The 24,324-nt window shown below is 65.9% G+C and carries 26 protein-coding genes and 1 tRNA gene; 16 read left to right on the top strand and 11 right to left on the bottom strand.

Features of this window, described 5'->3' with window-relative positions:
• The first annotated feature begins 14 nt into the window (after positions 1-14).
• The gene (locus F6X40_RS28210; RefSeq protein ID WP_090805723.1) at positions 15-440 is read left to right on the top strand and encodes a hypothetical protein; all 426 of its coding nucleotides are present in this window, start codon (positions 15-17) and stop codon (positions 438-440) included.
• 64 nt (positions 441-504) lie between these two features.
• Here the strand turns inward: F6X40_RS28210 and F6X40_RS28205 are convergent, their stop codons facing one another.
• Complete coding sequence (locus F6X40_RS28205; protein ID WP_187630072.1) at positions 505-1,641, bottom strand: enoyl-CoA hydratase/isomerase family protein; 1,137 nt, start codon at positions 1,639-1,641, stop codon at positions 505-507.
• A 46-nt stretch (positions 1,642-1,687) separates the two neighbouring features.
• Complete coding sequence (locus F6X40_RS28200) at positions 1,688-2,548, bottom strand: TetR/AcrR family transcriptional regulator (protein WP_187630071.1); 861 nt, start codon at positions 2,546-2,548, stop codon at positions 1,688-1,690.
• Positions 2,549-2,692: 144 nt separating this feature from the next.
• Here F6X40_RS28200 and F6X40_RS28195 point away from each other — a divergent pair, with 144 nt between their 5' ends.
• The gene (locus F6X40_RS28195) at positions 2,693-3,667 is read left to right on the top strand and encodes an NAD-dependent epimerase/dehydratase family protein (protein ID WP_187630070.1); all 975 of its coding nucleotides are present in this window, start codon (positions 2,693-2,695) and stop codon (positions 3,665-3,667) included.
• A gap of 93 nt (positions 3,668-3,760) precedes the next feature.
• Here the strand turns inward: F6X40_RS28195 and F6X40_RS28190 are convergent, their stop codons facing one another.
• Both F6X40_RS28190 and F6X40_RS28185 read right to left on the bottom strand, forming a co-directional pair.
• Positions 3,761-4,045 carry a DUF1488 domain-containing protein gene (locus F6X40_RS28190; RefSeq protein WP_184029285.1) on the bottom strand — a complete coding sequence of 95 codons (285 nt, stop codon included), beginning with the start codon at positions 4,043-4,045 and terminating at the stop codon, positions 3,761-3,763.
• 197 nt (positions 4,046-4,242) lie between these two features.
• The gene (locus F6X40_RS28185) at positions 4,243-4,530 is read right to left on the bottom strand and encodes a hypothetical protein (protein WP_090804360.1); all 288 of its coding nucleotides are present in this window, start codon (positions 4,528-4,530) and stop codon (positions 4,243-4,245) included.
• 304 nt (positions 4,531-4,834) lie between these two features.
• Here F6X40_RS28185 and F6X40_RS28180 point away from each other — a divergent pair, with 304 nt between their 5' ends.
• Both F6X40_RS28180 and F6X40_RS28175 read left to right on the top strand, forming a co-directional pair.
• The gene (locus tag F6X40_RS28180; RefSeq protein WP_187630069.1) at positions 4,835-5,026 is read left to right on the top strand and encodes a hypothetical protein; all 192 of its coding nucleotides are present in this window, start codon (positions 4,835-4,837) and stop codon (positions 5,024-5,026) included.
• An 82-nt stretch (positions 5,027-5,108) separates the two neighbouring features.
• The gene (locus F6X40_RS28175; protein ID WP_090805720.1) at positions 5,109-5,498 is read left to right on the top strand and encodes a hypothetical protein; all 390 of its coding nucleotides are present in this window, start codon (positions 5,109-5,111) and stop codon (positions 5,496-5,498) included.
• Positions 5,499-5,544: 46 nt separating this feature from the next.
• On the opposite strand, the gene F6X40_RS28170 is transcribed toward F6X40_RS28175, so the two are convergent.
• Both F6X40_RS28170 and F6X40_RS28165 read right to left on the bottom strand, forming a co-directional pair.
• Complete coding sequence (locus F6X40_RS28170; RefSeq protein ID WP_184068636.1) at positions 5,545-5,883, bottom strand: DMT family transporter; 339 nt, start codon at positions 5,881-5,883, stop codon at positions 5,545-5,547.
• Positions 5,884-5,887: 4 nt separating this feature from the next.
• The gene (locus F6X40_RS28165; RefSeq protein WP_187630068.1) at positions 5,888-6,385 is read right to left on the bottom strand and encodes a heme-degrading domain-containing protein; all 498 of its coding nucleotides are present in this window, start codon (positions 6,383-6,385) and stop codon (positions 5,888-5,890) included.
• Positions 6,386-6,608: 223 nt separating this feature from the next.
• On the opposite strand from F6X40_RS28165, the gene F6X40_RS28160 reads away from it, so the two are divergent.
• The 7 genes from F6X40_RS28160 to F6X40_RS28130 all read left to right on the top strand — a co-directional run bounded on the left by F6X40_RS28160 (position 6,609) and on the right by F6X40_RS28130 (position 12,168).
• Positions 6,609-6,685, top strand: a tRNA-Met gene (locus F6X40_RS28160).
• Between the two features lie 361 nt (positions 6,686-7,046).
• The gene (locus tag F6X40_RS28155; protein ID WP_187630067.1) at positions 7,047-7,592 is read left to right on the top strand and encodes an NUDIX hydrolase; all 546 of its coding nucleotides are present in this window, start codon (positions 7,047-7,049) and stop codon (positions 7,590-7,592) included.
• Between the two features lie 9 nt (positions 7,593-7,601).
• Positions 7,602-8,339 carry a leucyl/phenylalanyl-tRNA--protein transferase gene (aat, locus tag F6X40_RS28150; RefSeq protein WP_184063888.1) on the top strand — a complete coding sequence of 246 codons (738 nt, stop codon included), beginning with the start codon at positions 7,602-7,604 and terminating at the stop codon, positions 8,337-8,339.
• Between the two features lie 101 nt (positions 8,340-8,440).
• Positions 8,441-9,274 (top strand): arginyltransferase, encoded by an 834-nt coding sequence (locus F6X40_RS28145; RefSeq protein ID WP_187630066.1) that lies wholly within the window; start codon positions 8,441-8,443, stop codon positions 9,272-9,274.
• A gap of 87 nt (positions 9,275-9,361) precedes the next feature.
• Complete coding sequence (locus F6X40_RS28140; RefSeq protein ID WP_187630065.1) at positions 9,362-10,423, top strand: quinone-dependent dihydroorotate dehydrogenase; 1,062 nt, start codon at positions 9,362-9,364, stop codon at positions 10,421-10,423.
• A gap of 105 nt (positions 10,424-10,528) precedes the next feature.
• Positions 10,529-11,323, top strand: a complete 795-nt coding sequence (locus F6X40_RS28135) for a cystine ABC transporter substrate-binding protein (RefSeq protein ID WP_090805719.1) — start codon at positions 10,529-10,531, stop codon at positions 11,321-11,323.
• A 185-nt stretch (positions 11,324-11,508) separates the two neighbouring features.
• Positions 11,509-12,168 carry an amino acid ABC transporter permease gene (locus F6X40_RS28130; RefSeq protein ID WP_184029308.1) on the top strand — a complete coding sequence of 220 codons (660 nt, stop codon included), beginning with the start codon at positions 11,509-11,511 and terminating at the stop codon, positions 12,166-12,168.
• A gap of 34 nt (positions 12,169-12,202) precedes the next feature.
• On the opposite strand, the gene F6X40_RS28125 is transcribed toward F6X40_RS28130, so the two are convergent.
• The 4 genes from F6X40_RS28125 to F6X40_RS28110 all read right to left on the bottom strand — a co-directional run bounded on the left by F6X40_RS28125 (position 12,203) and on the right by F6X40_RS28110 (position 17,683).
• Positions 12,203-13,249, bottom strand: coding sequence for a Gfo/Idh/MocA family protein (locus F6X40_RS28125; protein ID WP_222946187.1), 1,047 nt, complete (start codon positions 13,247-13,249; stop codon positions 12,203-12,205).
• 186 nt (positions 13,250-13,435) lie between these two features.
• Positions 13,436-14,155: a FadR/GntR family transcriptional regulator gene (locus F6X40_RS28120; protein WP_187630064.1), complete on the bottom strand. Its 720-nt coding sequence runs from the start codon at positions 14,153-14,155 to the stop codon at positions 13,436-13,438.
• A 389-nt stretch (positions 14,156-14,544) separates the two neighbouring features.
• Positions 14,545-15,687 (bottom strand): mannose-1-phosphate guanylyltransferase, encoded by a 1,143-nt coding sequence (locus tag F6X40_RS28115; protein WP_187630063.1) that lies wholly within the window; start codon positions 15,685-15,687, stop codon positions 14,545-14,547.
• A gap of 136 nt (positions 15,688-15,823) precedes the next feature.
• Entirely contained in the window at positions 15,824-17,683 is a 1,860-nt protein-coding gene (locus F6X40_RS28110) for an alpha/beta hydrolase (RefSeq protein ID WP_187630062.1), read from the bottom strand.
• Between the two features lie 468 nt (positions 17,684-18,151).
• Between F6X40_RS28110 and F6X40_RS28105 the strand changes: the two genes are divergently transcribed.
• Entirely contained in the window at positions 18,152-19,621 is a 1,470-nt protein-coding gene (locus tag F6X40_RS28105) for an oligosaccharide flippase family protein (RefSeq protein WP_187630061.1), read from the top strand.
• A gap of 98 nt (positions 19,622-19,719) precedes the next feature.
• Here F6X40_RS28105 and F6X40_RS28100 read toward each other — a convergent pair whose 3' ends face one another.
• Complete coding sequence (locus F6X40_RS28100) at positions 19,720-20,253, bottom strand: GNAT family N-acetyltransferase (protein ID WP_184029325.1); 534 nt, start codon at positions 20,251-20,253, stop codon at positions 19,720-19,722.
• A 368-nt stretch (positions 20,254-20,621) separates the two neighbouring features.
• Between F6X40_RS28100 and F6X40_RS28095 the strand changes: the two genes are divergently transcribed.
• Genes F6X40_RS28095 through F6X40_RS28080 form a run of 4 tightly spaced genes read left to right on the top strand, consistent with a single transcriptional unit; the run spans position 20,622 to position 24,315 of the window.
• A complete protein-coding gene (locus F6X40_RS28095; RefSeq protein ID WP_013089253.1) occupies positions 20,622-20,873 on the top strand; it encodes an acyl carrier protein in 252 nt (83 codons plus the stop codon).
• Positions 20,870-22,177: an acyl-CoA dehydrogenase family protein gene (locus F6X40_RS28090; protein WP_187630060.1), complete on the top strand. Its 1,308-nt coding sequence runs from the start codon at positions 20,870-20,872 to the stop codon at positions 22,175-22,177. Before F6X40_RS28095 ends, F6X40_RS28090 begins: the two co-directional genes overlap by 4 nt.
• Positions 22,178-23,245 (top strand): amino acid--[acyl-carrier-protein] ligase, encoded by a 1,068-nt coding sequence (locus F6X40_RS28085; RefSeq protein ID WP_187630059.1) that lies wholly within the window; start codon positions 22,178-22,180, stop codon positions 23,243-23,245.
• Positions 23,242-24,315, top strand: coding sequence for a DUF1839 family protein (locus tag F6X40_RS28080; protein ID WP_184063907.1), 1,074 nt, complete (start codon positions 23,242-23,244; stop codon positions 24,313-24,315). Before F6X40_RS28085 ends, F6X40_RS28080 begins: the two co-directional genes overlap by 4 nt.
• The last annotated feature ends 9 nt before the right edge of the window (positions 24,316-24,324 follow it).

Below are 24,324 nucleotides of genomic sequence, written 5' to 3'. Positions count from 1 at the left end.
TGCCGGTGCAATGCATGCAAAAAATTATTCTGCCGTTCGTCGCCGGTTTTCTGGCTTCTTTGTTCTTTCGCGAATCGACGCTGGCGCTGATGCACGCTGCCGGCATGATCGACCCTAGCGGTTTTTCGACCGCGCCGTTTTTGCCGCTCGGCCTGCCTGAGTTCATCGCGAACGCAATCTGGAGCGCGTGCTGGGCCGTGCTGATGGCCTGGCTGCTGCGCGTCGCGCCGCATCGGCGCGCGCCGTGGGTACCCGCGTTCGTGTTCGGCGGCATCGTGCTGACGGCGGCGAGCGTGTTCGTCGTCGATCCGCTGCGCGGCATCTGGCCGAGCGGCAACATGCTGCCGCGCCTCGCGGTGGGCTTCACGGCGAACGCGATGTGGGGCTGGGGTGCGCTCGTGTTCATGCGCGCGTTCATGGCGAGCGAGGCAGAGGAATAAGCGCGGCGAACATGAATTCGCGCAACGCGTAGATTCGCGCGGGCGGGTTCGCGAGGCCGCGCGTTCAGCCGCGCAGAGCGCGCAGCGGGTGCTCGTTCGCCGGCCACGGGCTGTCGAACATCTGCTCCACATCGGCCCGGTTGACGTCCTCGATGCGCGCGAAACGCCAGCGCGGCGCGTTGTCCTTATCGATGATGCGTGCGCGAATGCCTTCCACCGTATCGCCGCGCAGAAAGCTCGAGCGCGTCAGATCGAGATCAGTGCGCAGCACGTCGGCCATCGACCCTTCCGCGCGCGTGACCACTTCGAGCGAGACCGCCATCGACAGCGGCGAGCGCTCGCGCAGCACCGCGATCGTCTGCTCGGCCCACTCCGCCGCGTCGCCACCGCGCTCGCGTTCCTGTTCGAGCGACTTGAGTATCCGCGCGACGTCGGGCAGCGCGAAATGCCGGTCGATCAACGTCCGCGCCTTCGCGAGCGCGCTCTCCTCGGGCCGCGGCGCGACCTGATACGCGAGCGTCTCGCGCTCGACGCACGCAACCACATCAGCACCGCGCTCGAACGGTTCGCGGCTCAACGTATCGACGAGCGCGGGCAACGCCGCGTCGTCGATGTAGGCATCGGCGAGGCCCGCGTACAGCGCGTCGGCCGCGCCGATCGTCTCGCCGGTCACCGCCAGATAGCGGCCGATCGCGCCGGGCGTGCGCGCGAGAAACCAGCTCGCGCCGACATCCGGAAAGAGGCCGATACGGGTTTCGGGCATCGCCATCTTCGTCGATTGCGTGACGACGCGCAGGCCGCCGGTGCGATGTGCGCCCTGCGAAATGCCCATGCCGCCGCCCATCACGATGCCGTTCATCAACGCGATATACGGCTTCGGATACACGAAGATCGCGTGATTGAGCCGGTATTCCTCGCTGAAGAACGTATCGCGCGTCTCCCGGTCGCCGGTTTGCGCCGCTTCGTACATGAAGCGGATGTCGCCGCCCGCGCAGAACGCGCGCTCGTGCCGGCTGCGCACGACGACGGCCAGCACCTCGGGGTCTTCGCGCCACTGGTCGAGCGCCGCGTGGATCGCGCGGATCATGCCGGTCGACAGCGCGTTCAGCGCTTTCGGCCGCTCCAGTTCGATGAGACCGATGCGGTTGGCTACGTGGGTCGCGATTTCGTCGCTAGTGGCGGGCGAGGCGGACGTGGACATGGAGAACTGGGCGCGGCGGCGCGGCATGAGGTGGAACTGAACGTTATCACGGGCCTGCCGCTTTGCGTTTGGTGGGGAGCTCGGGGGCCGGGTGCGTGGAGCCGGCCGACTTGGCGTGGCGCCGCGCGACGGTTTTCTTGCCGCGGACTGCGGCGCTGTTCGATGCGCCCGCCGCCACGGCCTGCGGCACACCGAGCCATGCGTCCAGCGTCACGCCGACGAGCGTCTCGAGCGGCGCGCTCGGAAACACCGGGCACGTGAGATTCAGCGCGACGATGCCATGCAGACTCGCCCACAACGCCTCGGCCCAGATGGCCGGCTCCATCGATGCGACCGACGCCGACAGACGCCCCGCTGCTCGCAACTCGTCGAGCGCGTCGATCATGATGTGCAGCGCGGCCTCGTCGGGATCGTCGTCGGGGTCGTCGTCGGCCACGCCGCCGGCGGCGTTGCCCAGCGAGGCGGTCGAACCACCGGTCCCGGCGTTCGCGCTTGTGTCGCCCGTGTTGCCGTCGTGTTTGCCAGTGCCAACCCCGCCCCTGAGCGCCGCGCCGGTATAGCTCGGGTCCTCCATGAAAATCAGCCGGTACGTTTCAGGATGCTCGACGCCAAACGCGACGTACGCGCGCCCGAGCGCCTTCAGCCGTTCGGCGGGATCCGCGATCTGCACGAGTGGCACGAAGGTCGCGAGCAACCGCGCGTAGCCTTCGGCGCACAAGGCCCGCGCGATGTCGTCGCGACTCGCGAAATGCAGATACAAGGTGGCGGGCGAATATTCGATCGCGTCAGCGATCTTGCGCATCGACAGCGCGGCAAAGCCCTCGCCCACGACGATGCGCCGCGCGGCATCGAGGATGCGTTCGCGCAGTGCCTGCTTCTGGCGGTTTTTTCGTTCGGCGATTCCCATGACTCGCAATTTTCAGATTGACAAACTGAAAAGTCAATTTAAACTGAACATCGTTTACTGAACAATGTTCAGTAAATTTTCGTCTGTCAAATTCGAGCAGCCACGAGCGCGCGACGATGTCGTGCCGCCATCTGAGGGGTCGTCATGCAAGCCACGGGAAAGGTCGGTTTATTCGGTGCAGCGGGCGCTGCGGGTCAAAGCATCGCGACGGCGCTTGGCGCGGCGGGCCGCGATTACCGGGTGGTCGGCCGCTCGCGCGAGGTATTGCAACGGACTTTCGGTGACGACCCGCACGCGGAGATCGCCACCTGGAACCCCGACGACCCCGCCTCGATCCGCGCCGCGGCCGCCGGTCTTCAGACCGTGATCTACCTCGTCGGCGTGCCCTACGACCAGTTCGCGCAGCACCCGCCGTTGATGGAGAAAACGCTGGCTGGCGTGACGGCCGCCGGTGTCGAGCGCTTCATTCTGATCGGCACCGTGTATCCGTATGGCCGCGCGCGCGGCAACCCGGTCCGAGAAGATCATCCGCGCGAGCCGCACACGTTCAAGGGCCGCATGCGGCTTGAACAGGAAAAGCTCGTGCTGGCTGCGCATGGCCGGAAAGGTCTCGAAACGCTGGTATTGCGACTGCCCGATTTCTACGGACCGGGGGTCGAGCGCAGCCTGTTGCACGGTGTCTTCGTTGGCGCCGCTACCGGCAAGCGCGCGCAGGTGCTCGGTCCCGTCGACGTACCGCACGAATTCATCTATCTGCCGGATGTCGGTCCCGTGGTCGAACGACTCACGCGCACGCCCGAAGCCTACGGCCGCTGGTGGCATCTCGCGGGCACCGGCACGATCACGCAGCGCGAGGTGGCTCGCGAGGCCTACGCGCTCGCGGGCTCCGGGCCGAAGCTGATGGTGGCCGGCAAGGGCATGCTGCGCGTGCTCGGGCTATTCAATCCGCTGATGCGCGAGTTGGTCGAGATGAACTATCTGATGACCGAGCCGGTCGTGCTCGATGATTCGGCGCTCGCGACGTTGATCGGGCCGCTCAGGAAGACGTCGTATCAGGAAGGGATCAGGCGGTGCTTCGAAGCGGCGCGTGAGGTAGTGCCGGCACGCGACATGAATTAGCGGCAAGGCGTTGGCGATGCGTAGGTGAAGTGAAAACCGCCGAGAGGGACCTGCACCCGGCCTCTGGCGCCGACGGTCCGTAGGCAGGTCCGCCTAGCCTGCCATCTGCCCCGGCGGAAAGTGGCCACTCTTGAGCAGCACGGGTGTGCCGTTACTGATCTGCAGATGCTCACGCGCAACGGCCTCGATGCGCGGCCGGCCCGCATCGAACGCGCGCAGCCAGCCGTCGAGGTCCTCGCTGTAAGCGCCGAAATGATCCTCGAGCGCTTCCACCGAGATCGCGCACGGCACCGGCTCACCGTCCACCAACGCAGAAAACACGACGGTCAGGTTGGAGTCGCGGTAAGCAGGCGCATCTTCGGGAAAACGGATTTTCATGGTCGCCTCGTCAGAAGTTGGCCGCGGGAACGTAGCTTGCGCGGAAGGCCCTGCGCGCCGCCGATCCTCGCAAGTCCCGCTATGGTACTCGCGCCGCCGGATCACGGTCCAGCGCGCGCGGGGGCCTGATTCAGGGCATCGCGTGCTGCCTTGGCGAGCCCATCGGCGGGCCCTTTGCACGGAAATCGCCGACGCGCTCACGGCCCATCCAGCAACCGGTCGACATACTCGCGGGCCGCCCGTTCGACGAACGCGAGCGCCTCTTCTTCACTGTCGAAGCGTTGCCGGTCGCCGAGCTCGAGCAGCGTTTCCATGCGGTGCGGATCGTCCGGGCCGAGCTCGGCGAGGCTGACTGTGCCGACGTAAGTACCGTCCGCTTTGGTGTGCGCGTCGCCCGACGGGCCCGACGTGCTGCCCCCTGGCACGAGGCGCGCGGCGGCGCTGATGTAATAGCCGCGATAAGGGCCACTGACCCGTTCAGCCATCTTCGTCCTCCTGTTGCGGTTGCAGAGCTGGCGCCAGTCGCAACGGCGCCGCCCTGATGCTTCAGCATGCGGCGCGCCGCTGCACGGGGTGTGTGCGGGCGGCCCGTCCCATAACGATAAGGCGCGTTGCAGCGCGATAAGTTCTGCTCGCGAGACGCGCCCCCCGCGCCGCGCCAAAAGAGCCGGCGCCAAAGAGCCGCGCCGCACTTCAGCCGCGCGCGCTGGTCGAACGGTCCATACCGGCATGCTCCATGCTGTCGCACGGTACCTGTTACGACGCCATTTCGAGGCCAGCGAGCGCAATATGGGAAAATATTTTCTGCAGGATCATGAACTGCCCGAGCCGGATGCGGCGAACCGCTGGTTCGAGTACGCCGAAAGTCACGGCATCGACATCCCGAAAGCGATCGGCATCTGGGAAGACGCAGCCACTGAAGAAGGCGCGGAAGCCCGGCGGCTCCTCAACGCGGCGGGCATCACCGTCGAAACGACCTGAGCCGTGGCGCGCGCCCTCGCGCTCCACAGCGGCCGACCCCACCCGGCAGACCCCCTCTATCTGATTGAAAGGACACAACACGATGCAATTCACGACGCAACCGCGACGCGCCGGCCGATTCCACCGCCTCCGATCCAGCGCCGCGCTTGCCCTCGTGCGTCGCGCGTCGCTGTCGGCCGCCTTGCCCGCCGCGCTGCTGCTCGCCGCGGGACTGGGCGGCTGCGCGTCGTCGAACACGACCACGCTGATCAATCTGCCGAACGGCCAGACCGGCTTCGCGGTCAACTGCAGCGGCGCCGACGCCGGTTCGAGTTGGGCCTCGTGCTACGTGCAAGCGGGTAAGGCCTGCGGCGCGACCGGCTACGACATCGTGTCGAAGGATAACGACGAAGGCGGAACCGCCGGCGGCAGCGTCACGAACGTGGCGTCGGCGAACGTGAAGGGCCGCTCGATGATCGTGCGCTGCAAGTAAGTCGATTTACGTGCCTGGCGGCAATCGCGGCGGCTGGCGCGGGCGCTCAATGCGCCTGCATCTTCGAGAAGAGATTCAACACCGCGACGCCAGCGACGATCAATCCCAGCCCGATGATCGCCGGCACGTCGGGTACCTGCCGGTACAGCACTAGCGCGACCAGCGTGATCAGCACGATGCCCGCGCCGGACCAGATCGCGTAGACGATGCCGACTGGAATGCTTCGGAGCGTCAACGACAGGCAATAGAACGCGATGCCGTAGCCGAGCACGACGACCATCGACGGCAGCAGCCGTGAAAAGCCGTCCGAGGCCCGCATCGCGGAAGTCGCGATCACTTCGGCGACGATCGCGATCGCGAGCAGCGCATACGGGGGTACGCGCATCGCGTCAGTTTTTCGCGAGCGCGAGCTTGCCGTAGTCGTGACCGAGATGCGCGCACAGCGCTTCGACCACGAGTTCATGATCGGCGCGCTGCGGCAGACCGGACACCGTGATCGAACCGATCACGCCCGCCCCTTCCACCACCAGCGGAAACGCGCCGCCGTGCGATGCGTACTCGGTGGCCGGCAGTCCGTGCTTGTCGGCGAGCGTCGCGCCCGCAAGCTGCATTTTCAGACCGATCGCGTACGAGCTACGGCGAAATTGCGCGACGGTGTTGCCCTTGCGGCGCGCCCAGTCGACGTTGTCGGGCGTCGCGCCGTCGAGCAGGCAGAAGAACAGCGGCTGGCCGAACGTGCGCAGGTCGATCGCAGCGGCAATGCCGCGCGCTTTCGCGACTTCGTGCAGATACGCACCGACTTGCCACGCGCGGTCGGCATCGAAGCGGGGAAACACGAGGGTCTTTTCCTGAATGGCGATGACCTGCAGGTCGTGAGCGATATCCATGGGGTTCAGAACGGGTCGGAGCATCAGAGTCAAAGGGGCCGCGGTCGTGAAGATCCGGCGAGCCGCGTGGAGAATCTGAATTCTAGCGCAGCGTCCGCGCACGGATTTCCAGAGCCTTTCCGATAGGCGACGTCGCGCGGGCAGAGCGAAGCGCAATGAAGCCAATTCTTACATGGCTATTGCGCTGGCCGTCTGGCTGGTCTATAATCTTTTCTTCGACGGACGCGGGGTGGAGCAGTCTGGCAGCTCGTCGGGCTCATAACCCGAAGGTCGTAGGTTCAAATCCTACCCCCGCAACCAACCGAAATCATTGAAGGGTTACAACGCATTGGCGTGTAACCCTTTTTTGTTTTTGTGGCCTTGCTCTGGCGATCCCCTTGACCGCCCCACCCTCAGGCGAAAAAAATGCGCGTCAACTGAATGACGCGCCAAGCTACGAGGCAATGTACAAGAGAGAAAAGATGACCACGGTGGACGCGGTGGCCTCCATCGCAACCATCAGGACCGATGCTATCAGCGCATCCAAAAATCGACTGTCAATCAATGTCAGACGCGACGGCGCTCGCCGCCTTGGACGTCGTCTCGCGCAGCCCCTGTCGGCGCCTCAGTAATCCCCCGCCCCGGTGATAAACTCCTATCACCCTTTCTCGTCCCCTTTCCAATGAAATTCTGTTCTGTCTGCGGCCACGGCGTCAGTCTGAGCATTCCGCCGGGCGACAATCGCGAGCGCTTCGTATGCGGCAGTTGCGGCACCGTGCATTATCAGAATCCGCGTAACGTGGTCGGCACCGTTCCCGTGTGGGACGACAAGGTGCTGCTGTGCCGTCGCGCGATCGAGCCGCGCTACGGTTACTGGACACTGCCCGCCGGCTTCATGGAAATGGGAGAAACGACGGCCGAAGCCGCCTCGCGCGAAACGCTCGAGGAAGCCGGCGCCCGCGTCGAGGTGCAGAACCTGTTTTCGCTGCTGAATGTGCCGCACGTGCATCAGGTGCATCTGTTCTACATGGCGCGGCTGCTCGATGTCGACGTCGTCGCCGGCGAGGAAAGCCTCGAAGTGAAGCTGTTCGAGGAGCACGAGATTCCGTGGGACGAGATCGCGTTTCCGACCGTCGGCCAGACGCTGCGCTTTTTTTTCGCCGACCGCGCGGCCGGCAGTTTCGGCCTGCATACCGGCGACATCTTCCGCTCCCTGCGCGAAGGCTGAGCGGCGCGCATGGTTCCCTGGCTCGGAGCTGACGACCCGTTTCCGCCCGTCGAGCGCGCGCTCGGCGCCGCGAGCGGCGCGCCCGGTCTGCTGGCGGCAAGCGGCGATCTGCTGCCGTCGCGCCTCATCGACGCGTATCGGCGCGGCATCTTCCCGTGGTATTCGGACGGCCAGCCGGTGTTGTGGTGGAGCCCCGATCCGCGCATGATCCTGCGCCCCGCCGAGTTCAAGGTGTCGCCATCGCTGCGCAAGACGCTCAAGCGCGTGTTGCGCGACGGCGCGTGGGAAATCCGCGTCGATCACGATTTCGCCGCCGTGATGCGCGCCTGCGCGCAGGCGCCGCGCCACGGTCAGCGCGGCACGTGGATCACCGCCGACGTCGTCGAAGCCTATTCGTCGCTGCACCGCCTGGGCGACGCGCACAGCATCGAAACCTGGCTCGAGGGCAAGCGTGTAGCGGGATTGTACGGCGTGTCGCTCGGGCGGATGTTCTTCGGCGAATCGATGTACACCGACGTCACCGACGGCTCGAAAATGGCGCTGGCCGCGCTGGTCGGCCACTTGCGACGTCACGAAATAGAAATGATAGACTGCCAGCAGAACACGTCGCATCTGGCGTCGCTCGGCGGCCGCGAGATAGCGCGCAAGGCGTTTGTCGCGCATGTTCGCGCGTCTGTCGGCGCGCCGGCCATCCCGTGGCGCTTCGACAAGACCGCCCTGCTCGACATCCTCGCGCGGGCGGCGTAGGAAAAATCAGGCCGAATCCGGTCCGCCGCCCATCGAATCGCGGCATCAACCGCCGGGCGTGCCGGGTTTGCATTACCAGAGACGCTTCGAGAGCTGCCAACGTGACTCATCCCAACGAGCTGCCTCTTTCTCCGCTTTCCGCGCTGCAATTTTATGCAACGGCGCCCTATCCCTGCAGTTACCTCGACGGCCGCATCGCGCGCTCGCAGGTCGCCACACCCAGTCACCTGATCAATTCGGACGTCTACACCGACCTCGTCAAGGCGGGCTTCCGGCGCTCGGGCGTGTTCACGTATCGGCCGTATTGCGACGGCTGCCGCGCGTGCGTGCCGGTGCGCGTGCCGGTCGAGCGTTTTCAGCCGAACCGCACGCAGCGGCGTGTATGGAGAAAGCACGGCGACCTGATTGCGACCGTCGCGCCGCTGCACTACGACGAGGAGCATTACGCGCTGTATATGCGCTACCAGTCGGCGCGCCACGCGGGCGGCGGCATGGATCGCGACAGCCGCGACCAGTACGAGCAGTTCCTGCTGCAAAGCCGGATCAACTCGCGGCTCGTCGAGTTTCGTGAGCCAGCGCCGCTGCAGCCCGATGGGCTACCTGACGCGCGGGGCGCGCTGCGCATGATCAGCATGATCGATATCCTCGGCGACGGGTTGTCGTCGGTGTACACGTTCTTCGAGCCGAGCCTGCCGCACGCGAGCTTCGGCACCTACAACATCTTCTGGCAGATCGAGCAGGCGCGCAGCCTGAACCTGCCGTACGTGTATCTCGGCTACTGGATTCGCGAAAGCCCGAAAATGGCGTACAAGGCGAATTTCCGGCCGCTCGAAGGCTTGATCGACGGCGCGTGGCGCGTGCTCGATCCGGCCAGCATCGACCTGCCGCCGGTCGATTTCGCGATGCATGGACGACGCGGGCCGCTCAGGCCGTAGTCGAGGCGCCGTCCGTCGAGTCGTTGCCGGGTCCTGCTCGTCGCCGGCAACGCCCCACCAGTCTCATCAAAGCCCAAAGCCGGTAAAATGGCGGGTTCCCATTTTCCGGCCGTCCGGCTTCATCCCGTGCTCAGCTCCCTTTATCCGCTCGTTCGCGCCCAACTCTTTCGCATGGACGCGGAAGACGCTCACCATCTGACTTTGCGCATGCTCGGCGCCGCCGGTCGCACCGGCCTCGCCGGCGCGCTCGCGGCGCGCGTGCCGGATTCGCCGCGCACCCTGATGGGCCTGACGTTCCGAAACCCGGTCGGACTCGCGGCGGGCCTCGACAAAGACGGCGCGTGCATCGACGGTCTGGCGGCGCTCGGCTTCGGCTTCATCGAAGTGGGCACCGTGACGCCGCGCGCGCAGCCGGGCAATCCGCGCCCGCGCATGTTCCGGCTGCCGCAGGCGAACGCGGTGATCAACCGGATGGGCTTCAACAACGCTGGCGTCGACCAGTTCGTGAAGAACGTCCAGGCCGCGCGCTATCGCGGCATCCTCGGTCTTAACATCGGCAAGAACGCCGACACGCCGATCGAGCGCGCCGCTGAAGACTATCTGTACTGCCTCGAGCGCGTGTACCCGTTCGCGAGCTACGTGACGGTCAACATCTCGTCGCCGAATACGAAGAACCTGCGCCAGCTGCAGGGCGCCGACGAACTCGACGCGCTGCTCGCCGCGCTGAAGGACAAGCAGCAAAGACTCGCCGACATGCACGGCAAGCTCGTGCCGCTCGCACTGAAGATCGCGCCCGACCTCGACGACGAGCAGGTCAAGTCGATCGCCGACACCTTGCTGCGCCACCAATTCGAAGGCGTCATCGCGACCAACACTACGCTGTCGCGCACCGCCGTCGCGGGCATGCAGCATGCTGACGAAGCCGGCGGCCTGTCGGGCAAGCCGGTGTTCGACGCGTCGAACGAGGTGATCCGCAAGCTGCGCGCCGAAGTCGGCGAGGCGGTGCCGATCATCGGCGTCGGCGGCATTTTCTCGGGCGACGATGCGCGCGCGAAGCTCGCGGCCGGCGCGTCGCTGGTGCAGCTTTATACTGGTTTCATCTACCGCGGTCCGGCGCTCGTCGCCGAATGCGCGCAGGCGTTGCGCTAGGCATCCGCGCCGCCGCATATAGACATAAACAAACGGTATTTAGGTTGCGATAGGCTCGTTTGCTATGCTCTCGACCGTCAAAACATCAGATGTACAAGGAACACGATGAAATTCGGCCTGCTGAAGAAGCTCCTCGCCACCGCGCTGATCGGCGCGTCGCTGAGCGCCGTTACCGCGCACGCGGAAGACCTGCTCGACCAGGTCAAGCAGCGCGGCACGCTGCGTATCGGTCTCGAAGGCACCTTCCCGCCGTTCAACTCGAAAGCGCCGTCGGGCGAGCTGGTCGGCTATGACGTCGACATCGCCAAGGCGGTCGCGGCCAGGCTCGGCGTGAAGCCCGAGTTCGTCACGACCGAGTGGAGCGGCATCATCGCCGGTCTGCAGGCGGGCAAGTTCGATGTGATCGTCAACCAGGTCGGCATCACCGACGCGCGCAAGCAGACGCTCGACTTCTCGCCGGCGTACACGTACTCGGCGGCGCAACTGATCCAGCGCAAGAACGACACGCGCCAGTTCACCTCACTCGAAGACCTGAAGGGCAAGAAGCTCGGCGTCGGTCTCGGCACGAACTACATGGACATGGCGAAGGCAGTGCCGGGCATCGACGTGAAGACCTACCCGGGCGCACCCGAATACCTGCGTGATCTGGCCGCCGGCCGGCTCGACGCGGCGTTGAACGACCGTCTGATGCTCGCGTACCTGCTGAAGAACTCGAACCTCCCGCTGCGCACCGGCGCGAACGTCGGCCCGGGCAACCCGTCGGGCATTCCGTTCAGAAAGGGCAACCCGAAGTTCGCGCAGGCGATCGACGACGCAATGACCCAGCTCGAAGCGGACGGCACCTTCACGAAGATCTCGGACAAGTGGTTCGGCATCGACGTCAGCAAGCCGATCAAGTAACACGCGTGGAGTCGAACGAAGGGCGGCATCGATCACGATGCCGCCCTTCGCGCTTTTGCGGCCCACGCGAGCTGCGGGAGCCGAGCCGCGCGTCGCGTATACCCCAAGCCGCATCGCGCGACCCGCGCCTGAAGGCGCGCCAAAGTTTATGATGTGCGCTTTGTGCGTCAATAAGAACAATGCCCATGTCCATCACATCCCTGCTGCTCCAATCGCTGCCGGTGCTCGCACAAGGCGCGCTGCTGACGATCAAGTTCGCGATCCTGTCGATGATCTTCGGCCTGATCGGCGGCGCCATGCTCGCGCTGATGGGCATCAGCCACAGCCGTCCGCTGAACTGGATCGCGCGCGTCTATGTGAGCGTGATGCGCGGCACGCCGCTGCTCGTGCAGATCTTCGTGATTTATTACGGTCTGCCGAGCTTCGGCATTTCGCTCGATCCGACGCCGGCCGGCGTGATCGCGCTGTCGGCGAACGTCGCCGCGTATCTGTCCGAGAGCATGCGCGGCGCGATTCTGGGCATCCACCAGGGCCAGTGGCTCGCCTCGTACAGCCTCGGGCTGTCGCGGCGTCAGACGCTGCGCTACGTGATCGCGCCGCAGGCGCTGCGCATCGCGGTGCCGAGTCTGTCAAACAGCCTGATCAGCCTGATCAAGGACACCTCGCTCGTGTCCGTCATCACGGTGACCGAGTTGCTGCGCAGCGCGCAGGAAATCATCGCGTCGACCTACCAGCCGCTGCCGCTTTATCTTGCGGCCGCGGCCGTGTACTGGGTGCTGTGTCAGGTGCTCGAGTGGGCGCAGCGCTGGTACGAGCGGCGGCTGTCGCTGCCGACGCGGCACTGAGCGCCGCCCGCTCCTTTTCGTTGCCCCCAGCGGCTCATTCCCCAGCGAACTTGAGCCCCAACGCCGCGCGCGCCGCGTCGGCCATCGCGATCATCTGTCGCGACGTGTCGTGCGGCATCAGCGGACTCTCCAGCACACCCGCGCGGATCAGCTCGCAAAAGTGCGCGGTCTCGTAGTTCAAGCCGCCGCCTTCGAACGGTTCGTCGAGTTCGACGACGCGGCCATCCGCGTAACGGATCGTCGCGCGCGACGGGTTCCACCACGGCTCGTGCAGCGTCACGTGACCGCCTTGGGCCATCAGCAGCGCATCGCCCTTGCCATGCAGATCGAGCCCGCAGAATAGCTGCGCGATACCACCGCGCTCGTGCTGGCTGTTCAGACTCGCGAACGTATCGACGCCGGTCGCGCCAAGCCGGCCGAAGGTCTGCACGTCGCGTGGCGCGCCGAGCCAGTCGACCGCGAGAAACATCTCGTAGATGCCGATATCGAGCAGCGCGCCGCCCGCATGCTCGAACGACAGCGACGGATGATCGGCCGGCACGCCCGGCACCGAGCAGCCCGCGCGCACGAGCCCGACCTCGCCGATCGGCTCGGCCGCGAGGTGCTCGCGCAACCTTCTGTAGAGCGGATAGAACGGCGGCTTCATCGCTTCCATGAAGAGCCGTTGCGAAGCGCGCGCGGTGTCGAGCACGCGCTCGAGCTGCGGACGATTGATACACGCGGGTTTCTCGCACAGCACGTGCAGCCCCGCTTGCAACGCGGCGATCGCATAGTCGGCGTGACTGTCCTGCAGCGTCGCGATATAGAGCGCGTCGATGCCGCTCGCGAGCAGAGTGTCGAAACTGTCGCAGACGGCGCCGCCGAATTCATCGGCGAACGCCTGGGCCGGTTCCACGCGACGCGACCACAGCGCCGCGAGCCGCGTCCGAGGCACGAACGCGAGTCCTTGCGCGAAGCGGCGCGCAATCCGGCCGGTGCCGACGATCCCCCAGCGGATCTCGCGCGATGAAGTGGTGTCCTGCGCTGCCCGATCGGTCGGTTGGGTGCTGGCTGCGTGCGGTGCCGCTGTCGTATCTGTCATCGTGTGTGCAAAGGTCCATGCGGTTCGGAACAGCCGCTATTGTCACCGATGCCGCTTGCGAACGCGGCGAACCCGGCCAATCGAACCATGCGGCATCACTGCCGCGCACCGACCTTCGACACCCCACCCCGCCGCTCCCGCGGCCGGACGTTCACAGATACGCTCAGCCCGCGCTCGCAATCACGCTCAAACCCGCGCCGGCGGCTCCGAGGAAAACCGCCCGCCGGCCTCCTCGGCCGCGTAATCGATCATCGCGAGCGCAGCGATCTCGGCCTCCTTCGGATCGCGCCGCTCGATCGCTTCGATGACGCGCTGATGCGATGCGATCGCACTCTCCCACAGCCCTTCCCGGTCGTGCACGATCGGATTGAGGGTCGACAGCGCGCCGCGAATGATCGCCGCCATCTGCTTGAAGAACTGGTTGCCGCTCGCGATCACGATGCGCGTATGGAACAGCTCGTCGGCTTCCTGATAGCCGGCCTCGCCCGGACGGATCATGCGAAACCCCTCGAACGCCTCGCGAATCGCCGCGATGTCCGCGGCACTGCCGCGCGCGGCCGCCTGCGCCGCCGCGCGCGGTTCGATCAGCATGCGAAACTCGATCACGTCACGCAGAAACATCGGATCGGGCTTTGCGCGGAAACGCCAATTGACGACGTCCTCGTCGATCATGCGCCAGTCGCTCATCGGCCGGATGCGCGTGCCGATCTTCGGCCGCACGTCGAGCATGTCGCGCGCGAGCAGCATCGATAGCGCCTCGCGCATCACGGTGCGGCTCACATCGAATTCCTTCGACAACACATCCTGCGGCGGCAGAATCGCGCCGTATTTTTCCTCGACGATGCCGCTGACGAGCCCGTCCATGACTTTGCTCACCAACGAGCGATCTTTGTTTGCGTGTTCCATGACATATCCCCGAAGCGGTGTTGACCCCGCGTGGCCTGTTGATTGAAGGGCCCGTACGTATCTGTTATGCCAATAGAATCGTTTTCCGATACGTTGCTAGCTTCGAAACGGATGCGCCAGCTGGGACACTTCCTGACAGGGTTATCCCTCTGAAGATTTGTTTCGTTCGTGTAACGCCATCTGTTTCGTCAGGCACAAAGCTCGCTCGTCAAGCGTGCCTGCGTTGTGGGGATTGATTTGTGCGCATTCGCACGTTGGCGTGATGAAATTGTCTGATTTGCGCGGACGTGGTCGGACGCCTGCGTGTTCCGGCGAACAAAGGTGTCGTGCGAAGCGCAAGCGGCGCAGGTGGGTCCGCGGCGTGCGGACGCCGAACAGCTCGGTGTCCATCAGCCGTGCAAGCGCACGATGTCGTCTTCGCCGGGATCGCCGTCCGAATGCACCTCGATGATTTCCAGCGGCGGCTTGCCAGCATTTTCGAGCCGATGCCTGACGCCCAGCGGAATCAACGTCGACTGATTCTCCGACAGCAGGAAGCGCTCGTCGCCGTCCTTGCTCGACGCGTCCCATACCGAGTCCCAGGCGCCGAGGTCCGACCAGCCCACGTCGAGCGGCACCGTCACGCCGACGAGACGCGCGTCGCTGCCCATGCGCTCCATCACCGCATAGTCGACTGAGTCGGACGGACACGCGGCGAACGCGTCGCGCGCGAGATGCAGCGCGCCGGCATCGTCGATGCTCGCGCCTGCGAATGCGTCCTTGCAGGCCGCCGCGATCAGCGGACGGCACAGGCCGATCGCGTCGAGCCACACCGACGCGCGCACCACGAACATGCCGCTGTTCCACCAGTACTCGCCCGACGCGAAGTAGCGCTCGGCCAGCTCGGCATCGGGCTTCTCGACGAAGCGCTCGATCGTCCGCGCGCCCCGGTTTCCCAAGGCCGCGGCGGTGCGGATATAGCTGTAGCCGGTCGCCGCGCGCTGCGGCGGCACGCCGAGCGTGACGATCGCATCCCGCGAAGCATGCGCGAGCGCTTCGTCGAGCGCCGCGCCGAACGCCGCTTGATCGGCGATCGGATGATCGGCGGGCAGCGCGACCAGGATCGGATCGTCGCCGGCCGCGGCCGACGCGCGCGCGGCGAGCGCCGCGACGGTCAGCGCCGGAGCGGTGTTGCGCGCCATCGGTTCGAGCAGTATGCGCACCGGTTTGCGGTACTGCTCGACGCGCTCGAGCGTCGGCAGCCGCAGTTCCTCGCAGCAGACCACCAGCGGCGCGGCGGGCGGCGTGGTGCGGGCCGCGTCGGGCGCGGCCGGGACGAACGCGTCGTCGAGCCGGCGCAGCGTCGCTTCGAGCAGCGACTGGTCGCCCATCAGCCCGATCCGCTGCTTCGGATTGCGTTCGCGCGACAGCGGCCACAGCCTCGCACCGGAGCCGCTCGCGAGAATCACCGGTTGCACGGTCAGTTCGCGCAGCGCGGCGGCGGTCCCACCCTGCGGCGCGGGCGGATTACCTGGTTCTACCATTCGATTCATTTGCGATCCTGTCGAATCCAGATCCTGTTCACGGGCCGGCATGACGCCAGCAAGTGCCTCGTGGTCGCACGCGCGTTCAGTCGTATGCGCGCGACACACACTGCGGCCTGGGCGGCCCTGTCTGTCCGCGTGCTCCCTATGCTTCTCCGAACGGACGCAACGCCCCCGCGGCGCGATGTTCATCGTGCCTGTGCAGCTCGCCGTCGAGCGCCGCGCTGTCGGGCTGACGCAGCTTCGCGAAGCCGCCGCGATAGACGTTCTCGACGTACGACATGATGTTTTCCTGCGCCACCGACGACAGGATCGCGTGATCGGTGTGCTTGCAGAAGGCCACGTGAATGCGCGTGAAGCGCGCGAGCCGCGCGCCGCGCACGCCGAAGTAGCGCTCGAGCTCCTCGACGCCTTCGTCCAGCACACCGAACACCAGGTGCGTGTCGACGCCCCGTGCTTCGAGGTTCGCGAACAGATGCCGCTCGTCACGCGCGCCGAATTCGAGGCCACACAGTTGCTCGATCCGGTCGGCCAGCGTTTCGCCGGTCCGCGCGAGCTGGCGTACCACCAGCTCGCGCACGAGGCCCCAGCCGCCCGTCTCGCCCTTGAGCACGCGCAGCCATTTGCCCGGCTGCTTCATCGAGCGCATGTAGTTGCGCGTCGAGCCGAACGCGGACACCGGGATCATCGGCTTGCCGTGTTCGTCGCAGACGTTATGCCATCTGAACTTCTGCACGTTGACGATCACCGCGCCCACCACCGCCGCTTCGCGCGTCGCCGCATGCAGGCCGGTGTAGGCGCCCGAGCAGATGCCGAGCAGCAGCGCGCCCGCATGACCGCGCGCGGCAAGCCAGCGCGCCGCGTACGCGGCGTCGCCGGCACTCGACTGAGAGTACAGCGCGTCGAGGCTCAACGTGTCGCACGACGGCATGCTGTCGCCGACACCACGGACGTCGATGCGCAGCGACGCGATCCCCTGGCGTGCGAGACGCCGCGCGAAATGTACGCCGAAACGCCCATTGCCGATCCGCGACACCGCGCCGGTATTGAGCAGCAGCACCGCCGGGGCGCGCGCCGCCGCGGCGCCGTCGGGCCGGCAGTAGATGCCGAACACCTTGCCCTCGTTCAGCCACACCGGCGTCTCGTGCAGCCTCGGCGCGACATAGTGGCCGCCCGCCGGCTCTTCGCCTCGCTCGGGCACGCGCGCCACCGTTTGGGCCGTTTGGGCCGTTTGCGCGTTCCCCGCCAGCAGCCAGTTCTCGATGGTCTCGAACGCGGCGTGCGGTATTTCGCTTTCGAGCGGTTCCATCATGAAGCGGCTGTATTCGTCGAACGGGTGCCGCTCGAGCTCGACACCATGTTCGCTGTAATGCGCGGCGAGCGCACCGGCGCGCGCCGGGTTCAGTGAATCGAGCAGCAGCACGCGCGCGGCCGGCCGGCTCGTCTCGCGATACAGATCCGCCACGAGCAGGCTTTGCAGCGTGTCGCGATACATGCGAAAGCCATACGCTTCGACGAACTCGTCGGTATCGGGCTCGACCACGCAATCCATCGCGGCCGGATCGTTCAACCACTGCCGGTAATGCGCGCGCAATTCGCGCTGGTAAGTCTTGCCCGACAGCACCGGCGACATCAGCACGAGACCGTGCACATCCCCAAGTTCCTGCGCGGCAAGCGCGGCCAGCATGCCGCCGAGACGCAGACCGCACACGCTGACACGCTCGACGCCGGTCGCCTCGCGCAGTTGCGCGACCGCCTGCTTGACGCTGTCGATCCATGCGCGCCACAGGCCGGCGTCGGTCGGGTCGCCGGCTGAATCGCCGGTCGCCGGGTAGTCGAAGCGCAGCACCGGCATGCCGCGCGCGGCGAGGCGCTCGGCGAGCCGGCGCATGCCGCGATACGTGCACAGCGTGTCGTAGCCAAACGGGGAACACATCACAACGCCATCCGGGCCGTTGGCTGGATGCAACCAGCCGAATTTGCCGTCGAAGACGATGGGTCTCACGGTCCGCTCCTTACTCTTCCTTTTCAAATGATTACAACAAAGGTGCTCTCGCGCATATGTGCGTCGCTCCACATTAGTTTGGGTTCCGAATCGCGCTGCGCTGGCGTGTGTCGATGAGCGTGCTGTGCAGTGCAGCATGCCCCGCACGTGGACCGACGCGCGGCGGATCGCGTCGGTCATGCGCTATGGTCGATGCCCGCGACTGCGTGCAGCGTGCCGCGAGCATTACGTGATGGAGACGGCGCGGGCGCGCTTAGGAATGCTCCGCAATGCGGTGCGCGCGGCCGGCTCGTGGCCAACCACCGCGCTACCCTATGACCTTTGCCATTTAACCCCCTCCCGATCGCGGCTATCTGTACGGCCACCCACACAGTCACGCGGCGCCCGGGGGCAAGATGCAAGACCTGCGAAAAGTTGATGCCGCCGCGTGTTTCCGCGCGGCCCTTCTCACCGGCCCGGCAATGGAACATGGAACGAAGCATCGTCAGGAACATCTTCATCAACTTTGCCGGCGCCGTCGCGCCGACCTTCGTTTCCCTCGTGACCGTGCCCACCTACATTCATCTGCTGGGCGCCGAGCGTTACGGGGTGATCAATCTGGTGTGGGCGCTGATCGGCTACTTCAGCGTCCTCGACCTGGGCACCAGTCTGGCGACCGAAAACCAGATCGCCAAAGCTCGCGCGGCCAGCGACGATTCGATCGAACCGATCTTCTGGAGTGCGTGGTTCATGAATCTCGGTACCGGCATCATCGGCGGCGCGCTGATTTATGCCGGAGCCATCGTCTACATCACCTACGGCGTGAAAATCGAGCCGACGTTCCAGCATGAAGTGATGGCGAGCCTGCCGTGGATCGCGCTCGCTGTGCCGATCGCGAACGTGACCTGGGTGTTCGCGGGCGCGATTACCGGCGTCGAGTCCTTCACGAGCTACAACATCAACCAGACGCTCGGCACCGCGCTGTTCCAGTTGCTGCCGATCGCGGCGGTCCTCTGCTTTTCGCCGTCACTCGCGATCGCGATTCCAGCCGCCGTGATCGCGCGTTTCGTCGGCGGCCTGATGCTGGGCGTGGCCGCCATTCGCGCGCTCGGCATTCGCCGTATCCGGATGCCGCAATGGCGCTTGATGATCGGGCTGTTCCGCAACGGCCGCTGGCTGCTGATGTTTTCCGGCGCCAACATGATCGCGTCGACGCTCGACCGCGTGTTCATCGGCGGACTGCTCGGCGCGCGCTTCGTCACTTACTACGCGACGCCGCAAAACCTGATCAATCGATTGAACCTGCTGCCGCTCGCGATGGTGCGCACCCTGTTTCCGCGACTGTCGGCGGCGTCGCGCGAGGATGCGGATGCGCTCGCGCACAACGCGCTCGCGTTTCTCAATGGAGCATTTACGCCATGCGTGATCATGGCGCTGTTCGCCCTGAAGCCGTTTTTGCTGCTGTGGCTCGGACCGCAGCTCGCCGCCGCGGCGCCGGTCGCGAGCGTGCTGATTCTCGGCGTGTGGCTGAGCGGCCAGTCGAGCATCCTCGGCAGCCTGTTGCAGGCGCAGACCCATCCCGTGGCAGTGGCGAGCATCAGCTGGCTTCAGTTGCCGTTCTTTACCGGCGCGTTATGGTGCGGCATCCACTGGTTCGGCATCATGGGCGCGGCGGTCGTCGTCGTGCTGAAGGTGCTGCTCGATTACTCGGTGTTGCTCGCGTTCTCACGGCTGCATGCATGGACGATCGTGCGCAACATGCTCGCGCATCTCGCGTTTCTGCTCGTCGCGCTCGCGCTCGCGGATTCGATCAGTGCGTTGCTGTTGGCGATCGTCGTCGCGCTCGCGTTGAGCGCGGCGAACTTCGGCATGTCGCTGCGCGGGTCGAGCGAGTTGCGCGACGCGCTTTACAGGCTCTGGCTGCGTTGCGCGCCGTCGTCCGGACGGGCACAAGGCTGAGTCCCGGCGCGCGCAATCAATGGCGCCGGTCCACCGCTTGTTCACGGTCGGTGGACCTGAATGCCAAGGCTGAAAACACGTACCCAGCCGACGCGGCATCACAACAGTTCGAACGTATTGACGAACGATGCGCCGTCGCGCTCGCGGCGCCTCAGACCGAAGCGCGCCTGAGCACCGCGCACCTGACGCGTGAGACCGATGAACGGCATACCGTGTTCGAGGTACGGTCCCTCCGTCTTGCGAAAGCCGAACTGCTCGTAGAACCCGCGCAAGCCAAGCGGTGCGCTCACGCGCGTGGCGCGGCCCGGCCAGCGTTGGGCGACCGCTTCGAGCACACGCTCGATCAGCATCTCGGCGGTGCCGTCGCCGCGCCGCAGCGGACTCGTCAGCACCTTGTCGATCGTCACTTCCGGATCTTCGGAATCGCCGGGCTGCACCCGCGCATAGGCGAGCACCGGCATCGGCCGCGCCATGTCTTCGACCGCGAACACATGCAAGGCCTGCTCGTCGCGACCGTCCGCGTCGAGGCATACATGCGACTGCTCGACGACGAATACCGCACTGCGCGCACGCAGCACGACATACAACTCACGTGCAGATAGCTGATCGAACTCCAGCGTTTTCCAGTTCATCACGCCCCCGGCTGTCAAAATTTTCGGCGGGTCCGGCGATGCCTGCCGTGCGCGACGGCGGGCCGATCCATGACGGTCCCTCATCATCGACTACACGGTAACGTGCGCGAAAGATGTGCTTCCGTGCGCCATCGCACTGACGCTCGGGGTTGACGAATCTTAAATACGAGCCAACGAATCGCAGTCTTGCCACGTGCGCCCGGTAGCGCGGATGGCATCACGCAGGCCCGCCTGCAACACCGCACTGCACCATCGCGAACGCACGCCGCGGTCTTCGCACCGCACGAACCTGCACACGAAAATCAGGTGCCGACGTCATTCGACCTCGGCACCGATCGGCAGACCTTTGACCATAAGGGGAGCACTGCATGAAAACTGCATTGAGACGCATCCTTTCTGAATCCGCACGCCTGGATGTCCCGGTGGAAAGCCTCGCCGACGACGCCGACCTCTATGCTGCCGGACTCTCATCGCTCGCGACCGTGCATCTGATGCTTGCCATGGAAGACGAATTCAACGTCGAAATTCCTGACCGTATGCTGACGCGCCGCCTGTTCTCGAGCATCGACTCGATGGCCGCCGCGATGACGGAGTTGCAACAGGCCAAGGCGGCGGCATGAGTGCGCCGCTGCTGGGTCAGGCCGCCGCAGCGGCCTGCGGGGCGGCCTCGAACTCGACTACCGACGCCCGGACCGGCGCTGGCCAGGGCGCTGCCATCGGGGCGCTGAGCGCGCTCGATACCGGTCCCGAATGGCGTGCTGCAGCGCATCGTTGCGCGGCGATCGCCTCGCAGTACGCGGACGCCGTGGACCGCGAGGCGCGCTTTCCGGTCGAGGCGTTCGACGCGCTCAAGGCCGAGCGTTTGCTGTCGGCGATGGTGCCGACCGCTTTCGGCGGCGCGGGCCTGTCGCTTGCCGATATCGGTGCGATCTGCGAAACGCTCGCGCAGGGCTGCGCATCGACCGCGATGATCTATGCGATGCATCAGATCCAGGTCGCGTGCATCGACTCTCATCGCGGCGCCTCCGCCTGGCAAGCGAGCCTGCTTGCACAACTGGCCGAGCAGCAATGGCTGCTCGCGTCGGCGACGTCGGAAGAGACGATCGGCGGCAACATGCGCACGAGCGCGTGCTCGGTGGAGCTCGATGGCGCGCGTTTTCGGATCGAAAAGCTCGCCCCGACGATCTCGTACGGCGCGCACGCCGACGGCATCCTCGTGACCGCGCGGCGCACCGCCGACGCGGCCGCGTCCGACCAGGTGCTGATCGTCGCGCTGCGCGCCGATACGCAGCTCGAGCGGCGTGGCGGCTGGGACGCGATGGGCATGCGCGGCACCTGCAGCGAGGGCTTCCGGCTCGTCGCGACGGGACTGGCCGAACAGATCCTCGCGACGCCGTTCGCCGACATCGCCGATCAGACCATGCTGCCCGTGTCGCACACGCTGTGGGCGTCGGTATGGACCGGCATCGCCGTCGACGCGGTCAATCGCGCGAAAGCGTTCTTCCGCGCGCAGGCGCGCGCGAAGCCCGGCACGATGCCGCCGGCGGGCCTGCGGCTCGCCGAAGCGGTCGGGCTGCTGCAGATGATGCAGGCGCGTCTATCGGTCGCGCTGGAGGCCGCGCGCGCCGCGCATCAGGCACGCGAGGGCGCGACCCAGGCGGACGCCCCGCTCGCGGCGATGCTCGGTTTCGCGTCGGACATGAACACGCTGAAGACCAGCATTTCGACCACCGCGCTGCAGGTGGTACAGGAAGTGCTGATGATCTGCGGCATGGCGGGCTACAAGAACGGCACGCCCTATAGCGTCGGCCGCCATCTGCGCGACCTGCACTCGGCGCCCTTGATGATCAATAACGACCGTATCGCGCAGAACACCGCGAGTCTGCTGCTCGCGCAACGTCCTGCCGCGCCGGGGAGACCCTGAATGAAGCTGATGACCGATACCGCCGCTATCGCCGCGGCCGCCGCCGCCGCGGACGTGGGGCCTTCGCTTACGCTGCGCGACGAGATGCTGGCCGCCGGCCTGCTGATCGATACCGGTGAAAACGGACTGTATGGCCGCAGCCAGGTTTTCGAGGACGTGATCGACCGGCTGAACCTCGCGATTACGCAGCTGGGTAAAGATCAGCAAGCCGAAGTATTGCGCTTTCCGCCCGCGATGCGCCGCACCGACTTCGAGGATAGCGAATACCTGAAAAGCTTTCCGAATCTCGCGGGCACCATCCATTCGTTTCGCGGCGACGACATGGGCCACCACCGTCTGCTGCGCGCGCTCGACGATGCGATGGCCGACAGCGACGACGACCGTGGCGACGCGTGGCTCGCGCAACAGAAACCGACGCGCGTCGTGCTGACGCCGGCCGCCTGCTATCCGATCTATCCGGTGATGGCGCGGCGCGGCGCACTGCCCGCCGACGGCCGCACCGTCGACGTGCTGTCGTACTGCTTCCGTCATGAGCCGTCGCTCGATCCGGGCCGCATGCAGATGTTCCGTCAACGGGAATACGTGCGTCTCGGCAGCCCCGAGCAGGTGATGGCGTTCCGGCAGATGTGGATCGAGCGCGGCTCGCTGCTTGTGAAGCTGCTAGGCTTGCCGGTCGAAGTCGATCTCGCGAACGATCCGTTCTTCGGCCGCGGCGGCAAGATCGTCGCCGATAGTCAGCGCGCGCAGGCGCTCAAGTTCGAGTTGCTGATCGCGGTCGCCGATCCGCGCGGCAAGACGGCCTGCCTGTCGTTCAACTATCACATGGACCACTTCGGCGCGATCTGGAAGATCGCCTGCGAAGACGGCGCGACCGCGCATACGGGCTGTGTCGGCTTCGGCATGGAACGCATCACGCTCGCGCTATTCCGTCATCATGGGCTCGACGTCGACGCGTGGCCCGACGACGTGCGCGCGCTGCTGTGGGGCGATACCGAGACCCGCGTCGCGGATGCGCTGCAGGCAACGCGGGCGACGCCAACGGCGACCGTCGCCGAGGAGCGCGCATGAATCCATCGCCGACTTCGGCGCTTGCCGCCGCGCTCGCCAACTCGTCGCTGCCGCGACGCGCAGGCGATCTGCCAACGCATCAGCAGACCCACGCGTTGCCCGGTGCCGGCACGCAGTTGCGCGAGCACGTAGCGCACGCGCTGCATCAGGGCGAACGCGTGTGGCAGGAGACCAACTGCTATGTCGATCTGTGGATCGAGCTGCTGCACGGCTTCGGGCTCGATCCGCGCGCGGCGCTCGCGTTCACGGTCACGCAGGATTTCGAAGGCGATCAGTTCACGTTCTTCAAGTTTCCGCTCGACGATCTCGAACGTCTGTATGGCACCCAGGTGCAGGAGCTCGCGATCTACGACTCGCTCGAAGAACGCGTGCTCGCGCAGACGCTGCGCGGCCACACCGTGCTCGTCGAGGTCGACGGCTACTACCTCCCCGATACGCGCGCGACCTCGTATCGCCGCGAGCATCCGAAGACCACGATCGGCATCGACTTCGTCGATACCGCCGCGCGCCGCCTCGGCTATTTCCACAACACCGGCTACCACCGGCTCGAGGGCGACGACTACGACGGCGTGTTTCGCAAGCTGCCGCATTTCACCGCGCAGCCCGATCTGCTGTTTCCCTACGTCGAGTTCGCCAAGCAGGCGCGGCCCGCGCTCGAAGGCACCGCGCTCGCGGAGGCGTCGGCGGAACTGCTGTGCGCGCATCTGGAACGGCGTCCGTTGACCAATCCGATTTCGCAATGGCGTGCCGCGTTTCCCGCGCATCTCGATACGCTGTTCGAGCGCGACGAGGCGTACTTCCATCTGTACTCGTTCAATCTGATGCGGCAGCTCGGCGCGAACTTCGAGTTCCTGTCGAAGTATCTGCAGTGGCTGTTCGCGCAAGGCTTCGAGATCCCGCCGACGATACCGGCCGCCGCGCAACGTATCGCGTCGGAGTCGATGGTGATGCAGTTCCGGCTCATTCGCGCGATCGCGCGGGGCCGTCGCGATACCTGCGAAGACTGCTTCGACGTGCTTGAAAGCGCTTATGAAAAAACGCTGCCACCGCTGGCCGCTCTGGTGCGCTAATACGGTGAT

Origin of the sequence: Paraburkholderia sp. UCT31 (assembly GCF_014397655.1) — a bacterium.
Lineage (GTDB): Bacteria > Pseudomonadota > Gammaproteobacteria > Burkholderiales > Burkholderiaceae > Paraburkholderia > Paraburkholderia tuberum.
This window is presented reverse-complemented; position numbering and strand designations above follow the sequence as displayed.